This window comes from Streptomyces sindenensis (genome assembly GCF_014649035.1).
Classification (GTDB): Bacteria; Actinomycetota; Actinomycetes; order Streptomycetales; family Streptomycetaceae; genus Streptomyces; species Streptomyces sindenensis.
The window spans coordinates 79,666-97,506 of the sequence record NZ_BMSG01000021.1; the positions used below are offsets into that span (position 1 = coordinate 79,666).

Consider the following 17,841-nt stretch of genomic DNA (forward strand, 5'->3'; position numbering starts at 1 on the left):
AAGGCGGAGGTTCGGATATGCGCATTCCCGCGCATTCGGTATGCACGGCGATCCGTGACGACATCGTCTCCGGTGTCTACGAGCGCGGCAGCCGCCTCACCGAGGAGTTGCTGGCACGCCGCTACGGGGTCTCCCGCGTCCCGGTCCGCGAGGCGCTGCGCACGCTGGAGTCCGAGGGGTTCGTGGTCACCCGCAGGCACGCCGGCGCCTGTGTCGCCGAGCCCACCGTGCAGGAGGCGGCCGACCTCCTGGAGGTGCGGATGCTCCTGGAACCGCTGGGCGCGGCCCGAGCCGCCCAGCGCCGCACCGAGGCCCATCTGAAGGTGCTCCGCGGTCTGGTCAGGCTGGGCCAGGAGCGGGCCCGCCGGGGCGAGGGCGAGGATCTGCGCTCGCTGGGCGGCTGGTTCCACGAGACCCTGGCCCAGGCCTCCGGAAGCCCCGGGCTGATCGCGCTGCTCACCCAGCTCCGGCACAAGATCGCCTGGATGTACGCGGTCGAGCAGCCCGCCCGCCCGGTCGACTCCTGGGCCGAGCGCGGCGCGATCGTGGACGCGGTGGCGCGCGGCGACGCGGAGCGGGCGAGGGCCCTCACCGCCCAGCACGCGGAACGCTCCACCGCCGAGCACCGGCTCCGCCGCCCGGATCTCTCGGGGCGCCGCACCGCCCCCGGCCGCCCGGTGAGAAGTTCGCAACACGGCGTAAACACTGCGGGTGTCCGGCATTAACAAAAGCGCCGTATACAAAGAGGAGATATTTCGCAGCGGCTATTTCGCGCTGCCCGCATTATCGGGATGCGGCTCTCTCTCGAAAACGAAAAAGCCGTGATCCCTCGACGGAATCACGGCTTTCGCGCGGGTCGCATCCGGACGGACCGGAGGCGGAGGGGTCAGACGGTCTCCGGAAGCTCTTCCAGGCCCTCGGCGACCAGCTTCGCCAGCCGGTCCAGAGCGGCCTCGGCGTCGTCGGCGTCGGACGCGAGCACGATCTCCTCGCCACCCTGCGCGCCCAGACCGAGCACGGCCAGCATGGAGGCGGCGTTGACCGGGTTGCCGTCGGCCTTGGCGATCGTCACGGGGACGCCGGAGGCCGTGGCGGCACGGACGAAGATGGAAGCGGGGCGGGCGTGCAGGCCCTCGGCCCAACCGACGTTTACGCGGCGCTCAGCCATGGTTCTGCCCTTCACATATCAACGGTTGTCTAGACCAGTCTCTCATGCAGTGCGTGGTGCTGTGCCCGGCCTCCCGTCCGGCCGTAGGCTTTGGCCATGGAGCCCACGCCGGAACAGAGTCCGCATCACGCGTACCCCGACCACTGGGAAGCGGACGTGGTGCTCCGCGACGGGGGCACCGCGCGCATCAGGCCGATCACCACGGACGACGCCGAGCGACTGGTCAGCTTCTACGAGCAGGTGTCCGACGAGTCGAAGTACTACCGCTTCTTCGCCCCGTATCCCCGCCTATCCGACCGGGACGTGCACCGCTTCACCCATCACGACTACGTCGACCGGGTCGGACTGGCGGTCACGATCGGCGGCGAGTTCATCGGGACCGTCCGCTACGACCGCATCGACGACACGGGCCGCCCCGCCTCCGCCCCCGCCGACGAGGCCGAGGTCGCCTTCCTCGTCCAGGACGCCCACCAGGGCCGCGGAGTCGCATCCGCGCTGCTCGAACACATCGCCGCGGTCGCCCGTGAGCGCGGCATCCGGCGCTTCGCCGCCGAGGTGCTCCCCGCCAACAACAAAATGATCAAGGTGTTCCGGGACGGCGGATACACCCAGCGCCGCAGCTTCGAGGACGGCTCCGTCCACCTCACCCTCGACCTCGAACCCACCGAGAAGTCCCTCGCCGTCCAGCGCGGCCGGGAACAGCGCGCCGAGGCCCGGTCGGTGCAGCGCCTGCTCGCCCCCGGCTCCGTCGCGGTCATCGGCACCGGCCGCACCCCCGGCGGGGTGGGCCGCACGGTCCTGCGCAACCTCCTCGCCGCCGGCTACACCGGCCGCACCTACGCCGTGAACCGCGCCTTCGACGAGGGCCCGGCCACCCTCGACGGGGTCCCCGCCCACCGCTCCCTCGGCGAGATCGACGAACAGGTCGACCTCGCCGTCATCGCCGTCCCCGCCCACCGCGTCCCCGAGGCCGTCGCCGACTGCGGCGAGCACGGCGTCCAGGGCCTGGTCGTCCTCTCCGCCGGTTACGCCGAGCGGGGCGCCGAGGGCCGCGAGCTCCAGCGCGAACTGGTCCGCCAGGCCCGCTCGTACGGCATGCGGATCATCGGCCCGAACGCCTTCGGCATCATCAACACCGCCGAGACCGTCCGGCTCAACGCCTCCCTGGCCCCCGAGTCACCCGCCCGCGGCCGGATCGGCCTGTTCACCCAGTCCGGCGCGATCGGCATCGCCCTGCTCTCCGGCCTCCACCGGCGCGGCGCGGGCCTGTCCTCGTTCATCTCGGCGGGCAACCGGGCCGACGTCTCCGGCAACGACTTCCTCCAGTACTCCTTCGAGGACCCGGACACCGACGTCGCGCTCCTCTACCTCGAATCGCTCGGCAACCCCCGCAAGTTCACCCGCCTCGCCCGCCGTACCGCCGCCGTGAAGCCCGTCGTCGTCGTGAAGGGCGCCCGGCACAGCGGCACCAACCCGCCCGGCCACGCCGTCCCGGTCAGCCGCATCCCCGACACCACGGTCTCCGCGCTGATGCGGCAGGCCGGCGTCATCCGGGTCGACACCGTGACCGAGATGGTCGACGCCGGGCTCCTGCTGGCGGGCCAGCCCCTCCCGGCCGGCCCCCGGGTCGCCATCCTCGGCAACTCCGAGTCCCTCGGCCTGCTGACGTACGACGCCTGCCTCGCCGAGGGGCTGCGCCCGCGCCCGCCGATCGACCTCACCACCGCCGCCTCTCCGCAGGACTTCCGCGACGCGCTGGCCGAGGCGCTGGCGGACGGGACCTGCGACGCCGTGATCGTCACCGCCATCCCGTGGGTGGGGGAGAACGGGGAGGCCGAGACCGGTGACGGCCAGGTGCTGGCCGAGGCCCTGACCAAGGCGGTGGCCGGGGGCTCGGCCAAGCCGGTGGCCGTCGTCCACGTCGAGATCGGCGGCCTCGCCGAGGCCCTGGCCGCCGCGAGCAGCACGGCAGCCCCGCGTCACCGTACGGTGACCCCCGCCGCGCAGACGCGAGCGGCCACCCCGGCCCGGGCCAGGACCGCCGGCCCGCCCGAAGCCCGGGAAGCCACCACCGCCTCGGCCGCGCCCGCCACCCCCGAAGCGGCCACCGGCCCCGAAGCGACCACCACCCCCGAAGCGGCCACCGGCCCCGGAGCGGCCACCACCCCCGGAGCGACCACCGGTCCCGAAGCGGCCACCGGTCCCGAAGCCCCCGCCCGCCCCGGCCGTATCCCCGCCTACCCCGCCGCCGAACGGGCCGTACGCGCCCTCGCCGAGGCCGTGAAGTACGCCCAGTGGCGGCGGCAGGCGGCCGTGCCCGGCAAGATCCCCGAGTTCCTCGACGACACCATCGACGAGGCCGGGGCCGCCGCCCTGATCGAGGCGCAGCTCACCACCGCCCCCGACCCGCGCGGGCGCCCGCTCAGCCACGACGAGGCCCGCGAACTGCTCGGCCACTACGGCATCGACGTACGCCCCACCCTGCCCGCCCCCGACCCCGAGGCGGCCGTCGCCGCGGCGGCCCGGCTCGGCTACCCGGTCGCCCTCAAGACCACCGCGCCCCATCTGCGCCACCGAGCCGACCTCGGCGGCGTCCGCCTCGACGTCGCCGACGAGGAGGCGCTGCGCCGGGCGTACGGAGAACTCACCGACCTCCTCGGCAAGCCCGCCGAACTGCTCCCCGTCGTCCAGGCGATGGCCCCGCGCGGCGTGGACACCGTCGTGCGGGCCTCCATCGACGCGGCCGCCGGGGCGATCCTCTCCTTCGGCCTCGCGGGCGCGCCTTCCGAACTGCTCGGCGACACCGCGCACCGGCTGGTCCCCGCCACCGACCGGGACGCCGCCGAGCTGATCCGGTCCATCAGGGCGGCCCCGGTGCTCTTCGGCTGGCGCGGCTCGGCCCCGGTCGACACCGCCGCGCTCGAAGAGCTGCTGCTGCGGCTGTCCCGGCTGGTCGACGACCACCCGGAGGTGGTCTCCGTCGCCCTCGAACCCGTCGTCGTCGCCCCGCAGGGACTCACCGTGCTGGGCGCGAGCGTCCGGCTGGCCCCGCCGCCCGCCCGGAGCGACGTCGGCCCCCGCCGCCTGCCGAACTACTGAGACCCACCGGCCGGTGGCCCCCGGGGCGTCCCCGGCAGTCACCGGCCCGCCGTAGGATGGTGCTCATGGCAAAGACCGGTACGACGACCAAGGGGCTGCGCGCGGCGATCGAGCGCAGCGGCTACTACCCGGCCCTCGTGGCCGAGGCGGTGGAGGCCGCCGTCGGCGGGGAGCCGGTCGCTTCGTACCTGGTCCACCAGGAGACGACGTTCGACTCCAACGAGGTCCGCCGCCATGTGACGGTCCTCGTCCTGACCGAGCACCGGTTCATCGTCAGCCACACCGACGAGCAGGCCGCCGACACCAGCTCCCCGACGCCGTACGCCACCACCTCCACCGAGTCGGTGAAGCTGGAGCGGATCTCCTCCGTCGTCGTCAGCCGGGTGGTGGCCAACCCGGAGAAGTACGTCCCGGGCACCCTGCCCCGCGAGGTCGTCCTGACCATCGGCTGGGGTGCGGTCTCCCGTATCGACCTGGAGCCCGCCGCCTGTGGCGACACCAACTGCGAGGCCGACCACGGCTACACCGGCAGCTCCACCGCCGACGACCTGAGCCTGCGGGTCAGCGAGGCCGGTGACGGCCCCGACGCCGTGCGCCAGACCCTCGCCTTCGCCCAGGCGCTCTCCGAGGCCACGGCCGCCACCGCGGCGAGTGGCCGCTGATGGCCCAGTCCGCCTGGCAGGACCCCGAGCCGCTGGCCCTCGACACCGCGCCCGTACCGGAGTACGGCAGCGGCTCGCTCGCGGACCTGCTGCCGACGCTCGCCGCCGGACTGGAGGTGCCGGGCTTCACCGCCGCGATCCCCGAGCTGGCCCCGGCGAGCCGCAACTGCGTCTTCCTGATCGACGGCCTCGGCTGGGAGCAGCTCAAGGCCCACCCGGACGAGGCCCCCTTCCTGCACTCCCTGCTCCCCACCTCGCGCGGCTCCACCGGCCGCCCGCTCACCGCGGGTTTCCCGTCCACCACCGCGACCTCGCTCGCCTCCGTCGGTACGGGGCTGCCGCCCGGCGAGCACGGCCTTCCCGGCTACACCGCGCGCAACCCGCGGACCGGCGAGCTGATGAACCAGCTCCGCTGGAAGCCCTGGACCGAACCGAAGGCCTGGCAGCCGTACCCCACGGTCTTCCAGCTCGCCGACGCCGCGGGCGTGCACACCGCGCAGGTCTCCGCGCCGATGTTCGAGCAGACCCCCCTCACCAAGATCGCCCTCAGTGGCGGATCCTTCCTCGGCCGGCTCTCCGGCGAGGACCGGATGGACGTCGCCGCACAGCGCCTCGCCGCGGGTGACCGCTCGCTCGTCTACACGTACTACAGCGAGGTCGACGGCAAGGGCCACCGCTTCGGTACCGACTCCGACGCCTGGCGCGGCCAGTTGATGTACGTCGACGGGCTCGCCCGGCGCCTCGCCGAGCAGCTCCCGCCGCGCTCCGCGCTCTACATCACCGCCGATCACGGCATGATCGACATCCCGTTCGACGAACAGTCCCGGATCGACTTCGACGAGGACTGGGAGCTGAGCGCGGGCGTCGCCCTCCTCGGCGGCGAGGGCCGCGCCCGCCACGTCTACGCGGTGCCCGGCGCCCAGGCCGATGTCCTGGCCGTCTGGCGCGAGGTCCTCGGCGAGCAGTTCTGGATCGCGAGCCGGGACGAGGCCATCGCGGCCGGATGGTTCGGCCCGAGCATCGACGAGCGGGTGTACGGGCGGATCGGCGACGTGGTCGCCGCCGCCCACGACGACGTGATCATCACGGCCTCCGTCAACGAACCGCACGAGTCCGCCATGGCGGGCGTGCACGGCTCCCTGACCCCCGTGGAACAGCTCGTCCCGCTCCTCGAAGTACGCTCGTAACCCCTCCCGACCCACCGCCCCCTCCGAAAGGTGCTCGACCTCTCATGCCCGAGCTGGTGTTCTTCTCCGGAACCATGGACTGCGGAAAGAGCACGCTGGCCCTGCAGATCGGTCACAACCGCTCGGCCCGCGGCCTCCAGGGCGTGATCTTCACCCGGGACGACCGCGCGGGCGAGGGCAAACTCTCCTCCCGGCTCGGCCTGGTGACGGACGCCGTCGAGGCCGAGGAGGGCATGGACCTGTACGCGAACATCGTGGACCGGGTCAGCCGGGGCGGCCGGGTCGACTACGTGATCGTGGACGAGGCCCAGTTCCTCGCCCCGGACCAGATCGACCAACTGGCCCGCGTGGTCGACGATCTGAAGCTCGACGTCTTCGCCTTCGGCATCACCACGGACTTCCGCACCAAGCTGTTCCCGGGCTCCCAGCGGCTCATCGAACTGGCCGACCGCATAGAGGCCCTCCAGGTCGAGGCGCTCTGCTGGTGCGGGGACCGCGCCACCCACAACGCCCGGACGGTCGGCGGGGTCATGGTGGTCGAGGGGGAGCAGGTCGTCGTCGGGGACGTCGACCGGCCGGCCACGGAGATCGGCTACGAGGTGCTCTGCCGCCGTCACCACCGTCGCCGGATGACGAGCGCCGCCGCGCACGCCGGCGCGCTGTCACCGGACGTGCTGCCGGTCTCCGCCGGGTGATTCCCCGCGGAGACCGACAGCACATCAGACGGCGAATGCCGGCCCCGGAGTCGCTCCGGGGGCTTTCGTCGCCCGTCATGAGCTGCGGATAGCGTGTCCAGAGTTCTTGCTCAAGGTGCTCCGGCCGCTGATGCCCAGCTTCTTGCAGGCACGGGTCAGGTGTTGCTCGACCGTACTGGCGGTGAGTGGAGGAACGACGGTTACGTCAGCGCCCGCGGGCGCTGACGTAACCGTCGACCCCGTCGAGCAGGCGCTGCAGCCCGAACTCGAGGCTGGGCATGATGTCGTTGTACTCCCCGTCGCCGGGCTCGAACGTTCCTGCCGCGACCATCTTGGACAGCACGGGGAGATGGGCCTCGCCCACGAGGTCCTGCATCGCCCGGGCGTAATCCTGTGCCATCTCCTCCGCGGGCACCCCGGACTGCTGCGGGCCCTGCGCCAGCTCACTGGACGTCCTGGCGAGATCGCGTACGGCGCAGGTCACGAAGATGACGAGGTGGAGGACCTCTTCCTCGTCCAGACCGATCCCGGACACGTGGTGCAGCAGGGCCTCGAACCAGGCGAGCTGGTTGGGCCCCAGCGGGGGCGAGTTCGTCGTGACCCGCAGCAGCCACGGGTGCGCCTTGTAGACACCGAGCATCCCCCACACCCAGTCGTGGACCCCCGCGCGCCAGTCACCGGACTCCGGGGCGGGGCGGGGGAGGCCGAGGGCGGTGTCGTAGATGACGTCGACGAGCTGTTCCTTGCCCGAGACATAGCGGTAGAGGGACATCGTCGTGTAGGCAAGCCGGCTTGCGACGGACTGCATGGAGAGGCCTTCGAGCCCCTCCTCGTCGGCGATCTCGATGGCGGCCTTGGCGATGACCTCCAGGGACAGGCCGGGCCGCGGACCCCGGGTCGGCTTGTTCCTGGCACCCCACAGCAGCTCGACGCTGGTCGGCTGGGGTGCCTTCGCCTTTCGCTCAGGCGTCATGTGTCTCCCATGTTCGGCGCTTGACGACCACCCTAAAACTGTGTATCACTTAAGCTCGGTATATGGGGTACACAATTTGGTGGAGGGAAGTGTGGTTGGTGACGGGTAACTACGCGATTGAGGCCCGGGGGCTCCGTAAGACGTTCGGCGACCTGACCGTTCTCGACTCGGTCGACCTCCGGGTCGAGAGCGGCACCATGCTCGGTGTGCTGGGTCCCAACGGCGCGGGGAAGACCACGTGCGTCCGTATCCTCAGCACTCTGCTCGGTGCCGACGGAGGCGCCGCCACCATCGCCGGCCACGACGTGATGAAGGAACCCCGCGCGGTGCGCAGGGTCATCGGCCTCACGGGCCAGGACACCGCCGTGGACGAGTTGCTCACCGGCGAGGAGAACCTCGTGATGATGGGGCAGCTCTTCCGCCTGGGCGGCGCCGCCTCCCGGCGGCGAGCCGCCGAGCTGCTCGGCCGGTTCGACCTCACCGACGCCGCCCGCCGCCCCGTGAAGACGTACTCCGGCGGTATGCGCCGCAGGCTCGACCTCGCCGTCAGCCTGATCAACTCGCCGCCCGTGCTCTTCCTCGACGAGCCGACGACCGGCCTGGACCCCACGAGCCGGACGGTCATGTGGGAGACGATACGCAGCCTCATGGCCGCGGGGACCACGGTCCTGCTGACCACGCAGTATCTGGAAGAGGCCGATCAGCTGGCCGACCGCGTCGCCGTCATCGACGGTGGCCGCGTCGTGGCGGAGGGAACGGCCGGCGAGCTGAAGCGCGAGGTCGGCTCGGAGCGGGTCGAGCTGACGTTCGACGGCGAGGACCTCGCGAGGGCCCGCACCCTGTTCGACGGCGAGCACGTCGGCGTGCAGACCCTCAGCATGCCGATCGAGAGCCCCTCGGACGTACGCGGCCTGCTGAACCTCGCCGCCTCCCAGAACCTCGATGTGAAGGGCTTCGCCCTGCACGAGCCCACCCTCGACGACGTGTTCCGTACGCTCACCGGCGCCGGCTCCCGGACAGGGGCCGCCACCGCTGCCGACGCCGACGGTGCCACGGGAGCCGGGGCTTGTGCGGGAGCCGGTGCCATCACAGGAGAGACCGCATGAACCAGGCCGTCGCGCCCAAGGCGCGCCCGGAGTTCGTCCTCGCCGTCGGCGACTGCGTCGTACTCATCCGCAGGAGCCTGCGCCACCTCACCAGGAACGTGGACGAGGTCATCCAGTCCGTGGTCCTGCCGGTCATGCTTCTGCTGCTGTTCCGCTACCTCTTCGGCGGCGCGATCCAGACGGGAGGACCCAGCTATGTGAACTACGTGATCGCCGGGGTCATCGTCGTGAGCATCGCCTTCAGCGCCTCCGCCACCGCCGTCGGCGTCGCCGACGACCTGCGGAACGGGATCGTCGAACGGTTCCGCACCATGCCGATGTTCAGCTCGGCCATGCTCGTCGGGCACGTCGTCTCGGCCGTCCTGCGGAACGTGCTCGCGGTGACCCTGGTCGTCCTCGTCGGCCTGCTCGTCGGCTTCCGCCCCTCGGCGAGCCTGGGCGACTGGCTCGTCGCGTGCGGCCTCCTGCTGCTCTTCAGCACCGCGATCTCCTGGCTGGCCACCCTGCTCGGCCTGCTCGCGGGCGGTGTCGAGGCCGCCGGCGGGTACGCGATGATCCTCGTCTTCTTCCCCTACGCCAGCAGCGCCCTGGTGCCCTCCGAGAGCATGCCCTCGGCCCTGCGCGCCTTCGTGGAGAACCAGCCGTTCACGCCCATCGTCAATGCGGTCCGCGGGCTGCTGATCGGCACGCCCACCGGCAACAGCGTCATGCTCTCCGTCGTCTGGTGGCTCCCCGTACTCGCCCTCACCGTCATCTTCACCGTCAGGTACTTCCGTCGGCACACGGGTGAATGACGGCGCCGCAGGAGTCGCAGGATGTCCCGCGCGCGGGCGGTGTCGACGGTGCGGCTTCCGACTCCCTTGTTGTCAACAGCGTTGCACAGCAAGGCCGATGGGGGCGGAGTGAGTGCTGTCGCCTTTCGCCGAGTTCCCCTCGCTATACTCGGCCGCGGTAAGTTCGATCACGCCGGAGAGTCCGCCGAGGACCCGGATGTTCGAATTCTGGATCTTCCTTTCGATGCGGTCCGGAAATGGTTGTGCGCGGTAGTGGTGGAGGTGGTTTCGGTGTTGATGACGGGGAAAATTCTCCGGTTCGACGAGGTTCGCGGGTATGGGTTCATCGCCCCCGACGAGGGCGACGAGGACGTGTTCATGCACGCCAACGACCTTCTTGAGGAGAAGTACCTGTACCAGGCCGGCCGACGGGTCGAGTACTTCCTGGAATCGGGCGACAAGGGCCCCAAGGCCGGCGAGATCCGCCTGGTGCGGCAGGCCGGCGCACCGGTGTCCCGGGCGCCCAGGAGCAGCGCGGTGGCCCCGCAGATGGAGCACGACGAGGAGGCCGACTGCGACATCCTCACCGCGCTGGACTTCCAGAGCGAGGTGACCGAGGCGCTCATCGAGGCGGACGGCACCCTGACCGCCGCGCAGGTGCAGCACGTGCGGCAGCGTCTGCTCCGGCTGGCCCAGGCGCACGGCTGGGTCGACTCGGTCTGACCCTCCGCATCGCCGATGTGGTGACGGCGGGCCGCCCCTCGCGGGTGGCCCGCCGGACGGTGTGACGGCCCGCCGGACGGTGTGACGGGCCGTCGGACGGCGGACGTCAGCCTCCCGTGGACCGGATGACCGTGAAGACGGCCCCCTCCGGGTCCGCGACCGTCGCCAGCCTGCCGCTCGCCCCCTCGCGCGGCGGCTGGAGGACCCGCCCGCCCAGCTCCACCACCCGGGCCGCGGCCCGGTCGGTGTCGGCGACCTCGAAGTACGTCATCCAGTGCGGCCCCCGGTCGCGCGGCAGCGCGTGGCCGACCCCGTGGAGGGCCGCCACCGCCACGTTGTCCAGGTGCAGCGTCTGGTAGTCGAAGTCGGCCGAGAGCACCGCCTCCGTCTCGTAGCCGAAGACCGTCTGGTAGAACTTCGCGACCATCGAGGTCTCCCGCGTCACCAGCTCGTTCCAGACGGGCGTCCCGGGGGTGCCCGTCGTCGTCGCGCCGATGTGGCGCAGGCCCTGCCAGATGCCGAAGACCGCCCCGCCCGGGTCGGAGGCGATCGCCAGCCGCCCCGCGTCCCCCGCGTCCAGCGGCCCCACCGCGACCGTCCCGCCGCAGGAGCGGATGGCCTCCGCGGTGGCGTCGGCGTCGTCCGTGGCGAGGTAGGTGGTCCAGGCGATCGGCAGATGCCGGTCGGGCGGCAGCTGGCCGATGCCCGCGACCTGCTCGCCGTGCAGCAGCCCGCGGACATAGGGGCCCAGCTGTTCGGGGCCCGGCCGGAACTCCCAGTCGAACAGGGTGCCGTAGAACTCCTGGGTCGCGGTCAGGCCGTGCACGATCAGACTCACCCAGCAAGGTGTTCCGGGCGTGCGCCGTGCGGGGGCCTCGGTCATCGTCTTCTCTCTCCTCGGACCGTTGTGGTGGCCGTGCGGGGGAACGGGACAGGAACGCGGCCCCGGGTCAGGACGTGGTTCGTGTGCCCCGTGCAGATGCTTGCACCCCTCGGCGCGGGAGGCGCACCGGCCGCGCCGCGTCGTCCCGGTTCTCGACGAAGGACGGCCGGATTCCCGCCGGCCGTCCCGTCCGATGCTGTTACGGGTGCCCGCCCCGCTGCGCGAGGATGGCACCCATGAAGCCCATCATCACCGCATCCGCATGCGCGAGCGAGTCGGCCGGGCCCCGGCCGCCGGTGCTCCTGGACGTCCGCTGGCAGCTCGGCGGCCCGAACGGCCGCCCCGACTACGAGGCCGGCCATCTGCCCGGCGCGGTCTACGTCGACCTCGACGAGGAGCTGGCCGGACCGGCGGGCGACGGCGGCCGCCACCCCCTCCCGGACCCGGAGGCCTTCGGGGCCGTGATGCGCCGGGCCGGGGTCGGCCAGGACACCCCCGTCGTGGTGTACGACGGCGGGCAGGGGTGGGCGGCGGCCCGCGCCTGGTGGCTGCTGCGCTGGACCGGGCACACAGACGTACGGGTCCTGGACGGTGGGCTCGCCGCCTGGACCGGTGACCTCTCCACGGAGATCCCGCACCCCGACGAGGGCGATTTCCGGCCGAAGCCGGGGGCCCTGCCCACCCTGGACGCGGAGAGCGCGGCGGCGTTCGCCCGGTCGGGTCTGCTGCTGGACGCGCGGGCGGCCGAACGCTATCGGGGCGACGTGGAGCCGATCGACCGCGTCGGCGGACATATCCCCGGGGCGGTCTCCGCGCCGACCACCGAGAACGTCGACGCGGACGGCCGCTACCTCCCGGCCGACCGGCTGGCCGCACGGTTCGCCGACCTGGGGGCGGAGGCCGGCACCGAAGGCGTGGGCGTCTACTGCGGATCCGGAGTCTCCGGCGCGCACGAGGTGCTGGCCCTGGAGATCGCCGGCTTCACCGGTGTCCTCTACCCGGGCTCCTGGTCCGAGTGGTCCTCGGACCCCTCCCGGCCGGTCGCCACGGGGCCCGAGCCCCAGTAAGCCGGCGGCGCCGGACGACGGCGAAGAAGCGGGGCCCGTACGCGATCGCGTACGGGCCCCGCTCCCACCGGCGGTCATCCCCGGTCAGTCCTGCTTCTTGCGCCGGGTGCCGAAGACGATCTCGTCCCAGCTCGGCACGGCGGCCCGGCGGCCCGGCCGGACCCCGTCCGCCTCCGCCTGACGGTCCGTCGTCCCGGTCAGCCGGTCGCGATGACCGGCCACCGCCCGGGGCATCAGCACATCCGCGTACGCGGACCCCGCTCCGGCCGAAGCGGCGGCGGCCGGCTCGTCCGCCTCCGCCTCCTCCGCCGGTTCCAGCGCGGGCGGCTCGGGCTGCGTGGGCCGCTCCGGCACGACCATGTCGCCCCGGAAGCTCGGCACCGCCTCCAGCAGGCTGGTCAGCGAGTCGCGCTCACCGGCCGAGGCGCTGCTCACGTACTCCTCGGGCTCGGCGACCGGCGCGGGCCGCTCGATCTGCCGGTCCAGGGCCCGGTCCAGCGGGCGCTCGCGGTCGGCCTGCCGGTCGAGGCTCCGGTCCAGCGGCCGGTCGCGCGGCAGCCGGGCGATGCGGGGCACGAACGGGAAGCTGGGCTCCGGCGCGGCGACGTCGTCGCTCTCGCCGATCAGCGAGCGCGCCTCGTCGTCCAGCGCCTGGACCAGCCGCCTCGGCGGGTCGTACGACCAGCTCGCCGAGTGCGGTTCGCCCGCGACCCGGTAGACCAGGAGGACTTCCCAGGTGCCGTCGTCACGGCGCCACGAGTCCCACTGGACGGTTTCCTTGTCGGCGCCGCGCAACAGGAGACGTTCCTGCACCGCCTCGCCGAGCTGGGGGCCGGTGTTCTCGCCGGGACGGCGCACAGGAGTCTTCCGGGCCCGCTCGGCCATGAAGGCGCGCTCCGCGAGCACGGGGCCCTCGAAGCGGCGTACACGGTCGACGGGGATGCCCGCGAACTGGGCGACCTCCTCCGCGGAGGCGCCGGCCCGTATACGGGCCTGGATGTCGCGCGGCCGGAGGTGGCTCTCCACCTCGATCTCGATCTGGCCGAGCCGGGCGCGGTCGTTGCGCACGGCGGCGCGCAGCCGCTCATCGATCGGAAGCGTGTACTCCGTGCTGTCCGCAGCCTTGAGCACCAGTCGTGTGCCGTCGTTGGAGACGGCCACGACACGCAGTTCGGGCATGGGGACCTCCCGGGTGGTGCCTGCCGACGTCACGTGCGTCGCTGCTTCCGCTAGTCGAGTGTGACCTGCCCGGGTGCAGCCTGCCACAACCTTGCCAAAATGCCCGGCGTGTCGGGCGCTCGCCCGGGTGCGCCCGCCTAGGGTGCCGCCGTCGGCCCCCTCCGGTAGCTGCGGAATCCCACGTCGGAGTCCGCCCCAGGGCTCGTCACAGTACTCCATTCGGGCCACCGGGGTGGACCGGCGCGCCGCCGAAGTTCTCGCGGGCTGCGGGAGTTGAGGTACCCAGTTCTCCGCAAAATGCCCCTGATGCGTGGTGTGCTTCACACAATCACCAGAATCGGAACTATCCACTTCGCTCATTTGTCCCTCATTGGTGCAGGGTGGGAGAGATGTCAAGCAGGGGCTGGTAATGGTTCAGAAGGCGGAAAGTGATGTGGAACCCAAGGAAAAGCGCATAGATCTGAGTCTCCCGCAGGTCGCCGGGAGCGCCGTGGCGGCTGTCGCGGCGGCGGTGCTGGCCTCGCAGTTGGGCGTGTACGGCACGATCGCCGGCGCGGGTGTGATGAGCGTCGTCGCCACCTGCGGCGGCTCGGTCTTCCAGCACTTCTTCCGCCGCACGGGCGAGCAGATCCGCGAGGTGACGGTCCAGGTGACCCACCCGGAGGGCCGTCAGGTGACGGTGCACACCAAGGAGACGACGCCCGCCGGGCGCAGAGCCGCGGCGCAGCGGACGGAGCCGGAGCCGACGGGGCCGGAGTCGGCGGGAGACGCCACCACGGTGCTTCCCACGGTCGGCCCGGGCACGGTCCCGCACGTCGTCCCGGACGCGGAGAGCACACAGCTGCTCAGGCCGGCCGATCCGGACCGGACGCAGCTGCTGAACCTCGGCGACGAACGGACCCGGATGCTCCGCGTCCCGCCGGCCGGAGGGCCCGGAGGCCCGGAAGCCCTCGGCGCCGGAGCCGACGCCGACCGTACGCGCATGCTCCCGCGCGCCCACGACCGTACGCGGATGATCCCGCGGACCGCAGCGCACCAGGCCGCCGACCCCGCCGCCGTCCCCGACGACGCGTTCGGCGAGGGAGTCACCCACGGCACCCGGCTGCGCGGCTGGAAGCGCCCCGCGCTCGCGGCCGCCGCGGTCTTCGCGGTCGCCATGGCCGGGATCACCGCGTTCGAGCTGATCTCCGGCAACGACCTCAGCGGCGGCCAGGGCACCACCCTCAGCTCCGTCGTGCGCGGCGGCGACCGGGACTCCGGACCCGCGGACCACGCCCCCTCCGGGGACACCGGCACGGACGGGGGAGCGGACGAGCAGAGCCCGGCCCCGGGTGACGGCACCGGATCCGCCCCCGCCACGGACGGCGACGGCGGTACCACGAGCCCGGACCCCGGCAACGGCACGGGCGGTGAGAACCCGACCACCGGGCCCACCCCCACCCCGACGCCCTCCGGTTCCGCCGCGGAGCCCACGCCCGAGCCGACGGAGCCCGCCCCGTCGGGCTCCGGCGACCCCGGTACCGGCGAACCCTCGACCGGCACGGGCGTCACCCCCGGCCAGGGCGAGCAGGACCCGCCCGGCGCCGACGCCGAGTGACGGACGGACCGGCTGGAACACTTCGGCCCCGGCCTCCCTCGTGAGCGAGCGGAGGCCGGGGCCGACGTCGTACCGGAGGCCGGGGCCGTCCGGACTCCGACGTGGTGCCGGAGGCCCAGGCCGCCCGGACTCAGTCGCCGAGCACGCGCCGCAGATAGTCGTTGCCGAACAGACGGTCCGGGTCCAGCCGGTCGCGCAGCGCGGTGAACTCACCGAAGCGCGGATAGACCTCCGACAGGTAGGCCGCGTCCCGGGTGTGGATCTTGCCCCAGTGGGGCCGGCCCGCGTGCGCCGTCATGATCCGCTCGACCGCGGTGAAGTACGAGCGGTGAGGCGTGCCCTTGTAGAGGTGCACGGCGATGTACGCGCTGTCCCGGCCCGACGCGGTCGACAGCGCCATGTCGTCGGCCGGGGCGGTGCGCACCTCGACCGGGAAGCTGATCTTCAGCGGCGACCGCTCGACCATGGCCTTCAGCTCCCGCAGCACCGTCACCGCCTGATCGCGCGGAACGGCGTACTCCATCTCCACGAACCGCACTCGGCGAGGGCTGGTGAACACCTTGTACGGGATGTCGGTGTACGCACGTGCCGACAGCGCCCGGCTGGAGAGCCTGGCGATCGAGGGGATCGTCGCCGGAACCGCGCGGCCGAGCGAGCAGGCCACCTGGAACACTCCGTTGGACAGCAGCTCGTCGTCGATCCAGCTGCTCACCCGGCCGGGCGGGGCGGCCGGACCGGCGCTGCGGTTGTTGCGCTTGGTGTTGCAGTTCCCGGTGTGCGGGAACCAGTAGAACTCGAAGTGCTCGTTCTCGGCGACGAGCTGGTCGAAGTCCGAGGTGACCCGGTCGAAGCCCATCGGCTCCTCACGGGCCGTCAGCAGGAAGATCGGCTCCACCGCGAGGGTGACGGCGGTGATCACCCCGAGGGCGCCGATCCCCACCCGGGCCGCGGCGAAGACCTCGGGGTTCTCCTCCGCCGAGCAGACCATGACCGTGCCGTCGGCGGTGACCAGCTCCAGCGCCCGGATCTGGGCGGATATGGACGCCGATTCGCGGCCCGTGCCGTGGGTGCCGGTGGAGGTCGCCCCGGCGATCGTCTGCTCCATGATGTCGCCCATGTTCGTGAGCGACAGACCCTCGCGGGCGAGTGCGGTGTTGAGCCGCTTGAGCGGAGTGCCCGCCTCCACCGTCACGGTCATCGCCTCACGGTCGATGTCCCGGATCCCCGTGAGCAGATCGGGGTGGATCAGCACCCCGTCGGTGGCGGCCGCCGCCGTGAAGGAGTGGCCCGAACCCACCGGCTTCACCCTCAGGCCGTCCGCGTGCGCCCGGCGTACCACGTCCGCGAGTTCGTCCACGGACGCGGGCGACTCGGTGCGGGCCGGCCGGGCGGTGACGGTGCCCGCCCAGTTACGCCACGCGCTCGCCGTCCGTGCGTAGGTCTCGGTCATCTTCCCCGCGCCCTCCCGTCGCAGCCGGCCCGGCCAGCCGGCGATATCCCAGGAACGCCACCGCCGCCGCGAGCGCTCCCGCCACGGCGGGCACCGCGTACCCCGCCTTCGCCCCGGCGGCGTCGACCACCCAGCCGGCGGCCGAGGAGCCGAGCGCCACTCCGACCGCGAGCCCGGTACTGGTCCAGGTCATGCCCTCGGTCAGCTTGGTGCGCGGTACGTGCGCTTCGACGAGGGCCATGGTGGTGACCATCGTCGGTGCGATGGCGAGGCCCGCGACAAAGAGCGCCACGGCCAGCAACGGAAGGTTCCCGGCCAGTAGGAGGGGGATCATACTCACGGCCATCGCGCCGACACCCACCAGCCACCTGGTCGCGGGGTTCCCCTTCAGGTGCAGCAGCCCGAACACGGCCCCCGCGAGACACGAGCCGAGTGCGTAGACGGCCAGCACCAGGGAGGCCGCGGCCTTGTGCCCGCGCTCCTCGGCGAAGGCCACGGTCACCACGTCCACGCCCCCGAAGATGGCGCCGGTCGCGACGAAGGTGGCCACCAGGACCTGGAGCCCCCGCGAGCGCAGCGCCGAGCCCCCGGTGTGCTGCGACTTCGGGTGCGGCACCGGCTCGGTGGCGCGCTGCGCGGTCAGCCAGAAGACGCCGACCAGCAGGAAGGCGGCGGCGATCAGCGGCCCCGCCTCCGGGAACCACGCGGTCGAGAGACCGATGGAGATGATCGGGCCGAAGATGAAGCACACCTCGTCGACGATCGACTCCCACGCATACGCGGTGTGCAGATCCCGGGCGGAGCCCCGGTGGATCTCCGCCCAGCGGGACCGGACCATCGACCCCACGCTCGGCACACAGCCCGCACCCACCGAGAAGACGAACAGCGTCCACTCCGGCGCCCCCTGCTGGGCGCAGACCAGCAGACCCGCCACCGCCGCCACGGCGACCAGCGTGACCGGGCGCAGTACCCGGCGCTGCCCGTAGCGGTCGACCAGCCGGGAGACCTGGGGGCCACAGACCGCCGCCGACATCGCCAGGGTCGCCGACAGCGCCCCGGCCAGTCCGTAGCGCCCGGTGAGCTGGGAGATCATCGTGACGACGCCGATGCCCATCATGGACAGCGGCATCCGGCCGAGGAAGCCCGCGGCGGAGAACCCCTTGGTGCCGGGGGTGGAGAAGATGGCGCGGTAGGGGCTGGGCAAGGGGTACTCCGGTCATGCCTGTCAGGCGTATAGCTGGCCCATACAGCTTACGGGGGGGCGGAGGCCCCGGACACC

The 17,841-nt window shown here is 72.4% G+C and carries 16 protein-coding genes; 10 read left to right on the plus strand and 6 right to left on the minus strand.

From position 1 onward, the window contains the following. Positions 1–17 precede the first annotated feature (17 nt). Positions 18–725: a GntR family transcriptional regulator gene (locus IE145_RS22140; protein WP_189527197.1), complete on the plus strand. Its 708-nt coding sequence runs from the start codon at positions 18–20 to the stop codon at positions 723–725. 161 nt (positions 726–886) lie between these two features. Here the strand turns inward: IE145_RS22140 and IE145_RS22145 are convergent, their stop codons facing one another. Beyond that, positions 887–1,168 carry an HPr family phosphocarrier protein gene (locus IE145_RS22145; protein WP_007449776.1) on the minus strand — a complete coding sequence of 94 codons (282 nt, stop codon included), beginning with the start codon at positions 1,166–1,168 and terminating at the stop codon, positions 887–889. 96 nt (positions 1,169–1,264) lie between these two features. Between IE145_RS22145 and IE145_RS22150 the strand changes: the two genes are divergently transcribed. The 4 genes from IE145_RS22150 to IE145_RS22165 all read left to right on the plus strand — a co-directional run bounded on the left by IE145_RS22150 (position 1,265) and on the right by IE145_RS22165 (position 6,811). Beyond that, positions 1,265–4,267 (plus strand): bifunctional acetate--CoA ligase family protein/GNAT family N-acetyltransferase, encoded by a 3,003-nt coding sequence (locus IE145_RS22150; RefSeq protein ID WP_189527198.1) that lies wholly within the window; start codon positions 1,265–1,267, stop codon positions 4,265–4,267. A gap of 65 nt (positions 4,268–4,332) precedes the next feature. Beyond that, complete coding sequence (locus tag IE145_RS22155) at positions 4,333–4,929, plus strand: DUF5998 family protein (RefSeq protein WP_032767640.1); 597 nt, start codon at positions 4,333–4,335, stop codon at positions 4,927–4,929. Then, complete coding sequence (locus IE145_RS22160; protein WP_189527199.1) at positions 4,929–6,116, plus strand: alkaline phosphatase family protein; 1,188 nt, start codon at positions 4,929–4,931, stop codon at positions 6,114–6,116. Before IE145_RS22155 ends, IE145_RS22160 begins: the two co-directional genes overlap by 1 nt. A gap of 44 nt (positions 6,117–6,160) precedes the next feature. After that, positions 6,161–6,811, plus strand: coding sequence for a thymidine kinase (locus tag IE145_RS22165; protein WP_189527200.1), 651 nt, complete (start codon positions 6,161–6,163; stop codon positions 6,809–6,811). Positions 6,812–7,016: 205 nt separating this feature from the next. Here the strand turns inward: IE145_RS22165 and IE145_RS22170 are convergent, their stop codons facing one another. Continuing rightward, positions 7,017–7,784, minus strand: a complete 768-nt coding sequence (locus IE145_RS22170) for a TetR/AcrR family transcriptional regulator (protein WP_189527201.1) — start codon at positions 7,782–7,784, stop codon at positions 7,017–7,019. Between the two features lie 98 nt (positions 7,785–7,882). Here IE145_RS22170 and IE145_RS22175 point away from each other — a divergent pair, with 98 nt between their 5' ends. The 3 genes from IE145_RS22175 (at position 7,883) to IE145_RS22185 (ending at position 10,386) form a co-directional block, all read left to right on the plus strand. Beyond that, entirely contained in the window at positions 7,883–8,890 is a 1,008-nt protein-coding gene (locus IE145_RS22175) for an ATP-binding cassette domain-containing protein (protein ID WP_189527202.1), read from the plus strand. Then, positions 8,887–9,684 (plus strand): ABC transporter permease, encoded by a 798-nt coding sequence (locus tag IE145_RS22180; protein ID WP_189527203.1) that lies wholly within the window; start codon positions 8,887–8,889, stop codon positions 9,682–9,684. The genes IE145_RS22175 and IE145_RS22180 overlap by 4 nt, the downstream gene beginning before the upstream one ends. A gap of 270 nt (positions 9,685–9,954) precedes the next feature. Beyond that, positions 9,955–10,386, plus strand: a complete 432-nt coding sequence (locus tag IE145_RS22185) for a cold shock domain-containing protein (protein WP_373296620.1) — start codon at positions 9,955–9,957, stop codon at positions 10,384–10,386. A 106-nt stretch (positions 10,387–10,492) separates the two neighbouring features. Here the strand turns inward: IE145_RS22185 and IE145_RS22190 are convergent, their stop codons facing one another. Then, positions 10,493–11,269 carry a VOC family protein gene (locus IE145_RS22190; RefSeq protein ID WP_189527205.1) on the minus strand — a complete coding sequence of 259 codons (777 nt, stop codon included), beginning with the start codon at positions 11,267–11,269 and terminating at the stop codon, positions 10,493–10,495. A gap of 236 nt (positions 11,270–11,505) precedes the next feature. Between IE145_RS22190 and IE145_RS22195 the strand changes: the two genes are divergently transcribed. Then, a complete protein-coding gene (locus IE145_RS22195; protein WP_189527206.1) occupies positions 11,506–12,336 on the plus strand; it encodes a sulfurtransferase in 831 nt (276 codons plus the stop codon). Between the two features lie 84 nt (positions 12,337–12,420). Here the strand turns inward: IE145_RS22195 and sepH are convergent, their stop codons facing one another. After that, positions 12,421–13,515, minus strand: coding sequence for a septation protein SepH (gene sepH / locus IE145_RS22200; protein WP_189527207.1), 1,095 nt, complete (start codon positions 13,513–13,515; stop codon positions 12,421–12,423). Between the two features lie 409 nt (positions 13,516–13,924). On the opposite strand from sepH, the gene IE145_RS22205 reads away from it, so the two are divergent. Beyond that, positions 13,925–15,112 carry a hypothetical protein gene (locus tag IE145_RS22205; RefSeq protein ID WP_229825734.1) on the plus strand — a complete coding sequence of 396 codons (1,188 nt, stop codon included), beginning with the start codon at positions 13,925–13,927 and terminating at the stop codon, positions 15,110–15,112. A 130-nt stretch (positions 15,113–15,242) separates the two neighbouring features. Here IE145_RS22205 and IE145_RS22210 read toward each other — a convergent pair whose 3' ends face one another. Together IE145_RS22210 and IE145_RS22215 are read right to left on the minus strand one after the other, a co-directional pair. Beyond that, on the minus strand, positions 15,243–16,562 hold the full coding sequence (locus tag IE145_RS22210; RefSeq protein WP_189527208.1) for a D-arabinono-1,4-lactone oxidase: 1,320 nt from the start codon (positions 16,560–16,562) through the stop codon (positions 15,243–15,245). Then, positions 16,522–17,766 (minus strand): MFS transporter, encoded by a 1,245-nt coding sequence (locus IE145_RS22215; protein ID WP_189527209.1) that lies wholly within the window; start codon positions 17,764–17,766, stop codon positions 16,522–16,524. Before IE145_RS22215 ends, IE145_RS22210 begins: the two co-directional genes overlap by 41 nt. Positions 17,767–17,841 lie beyond the last annotated feature (75 nt).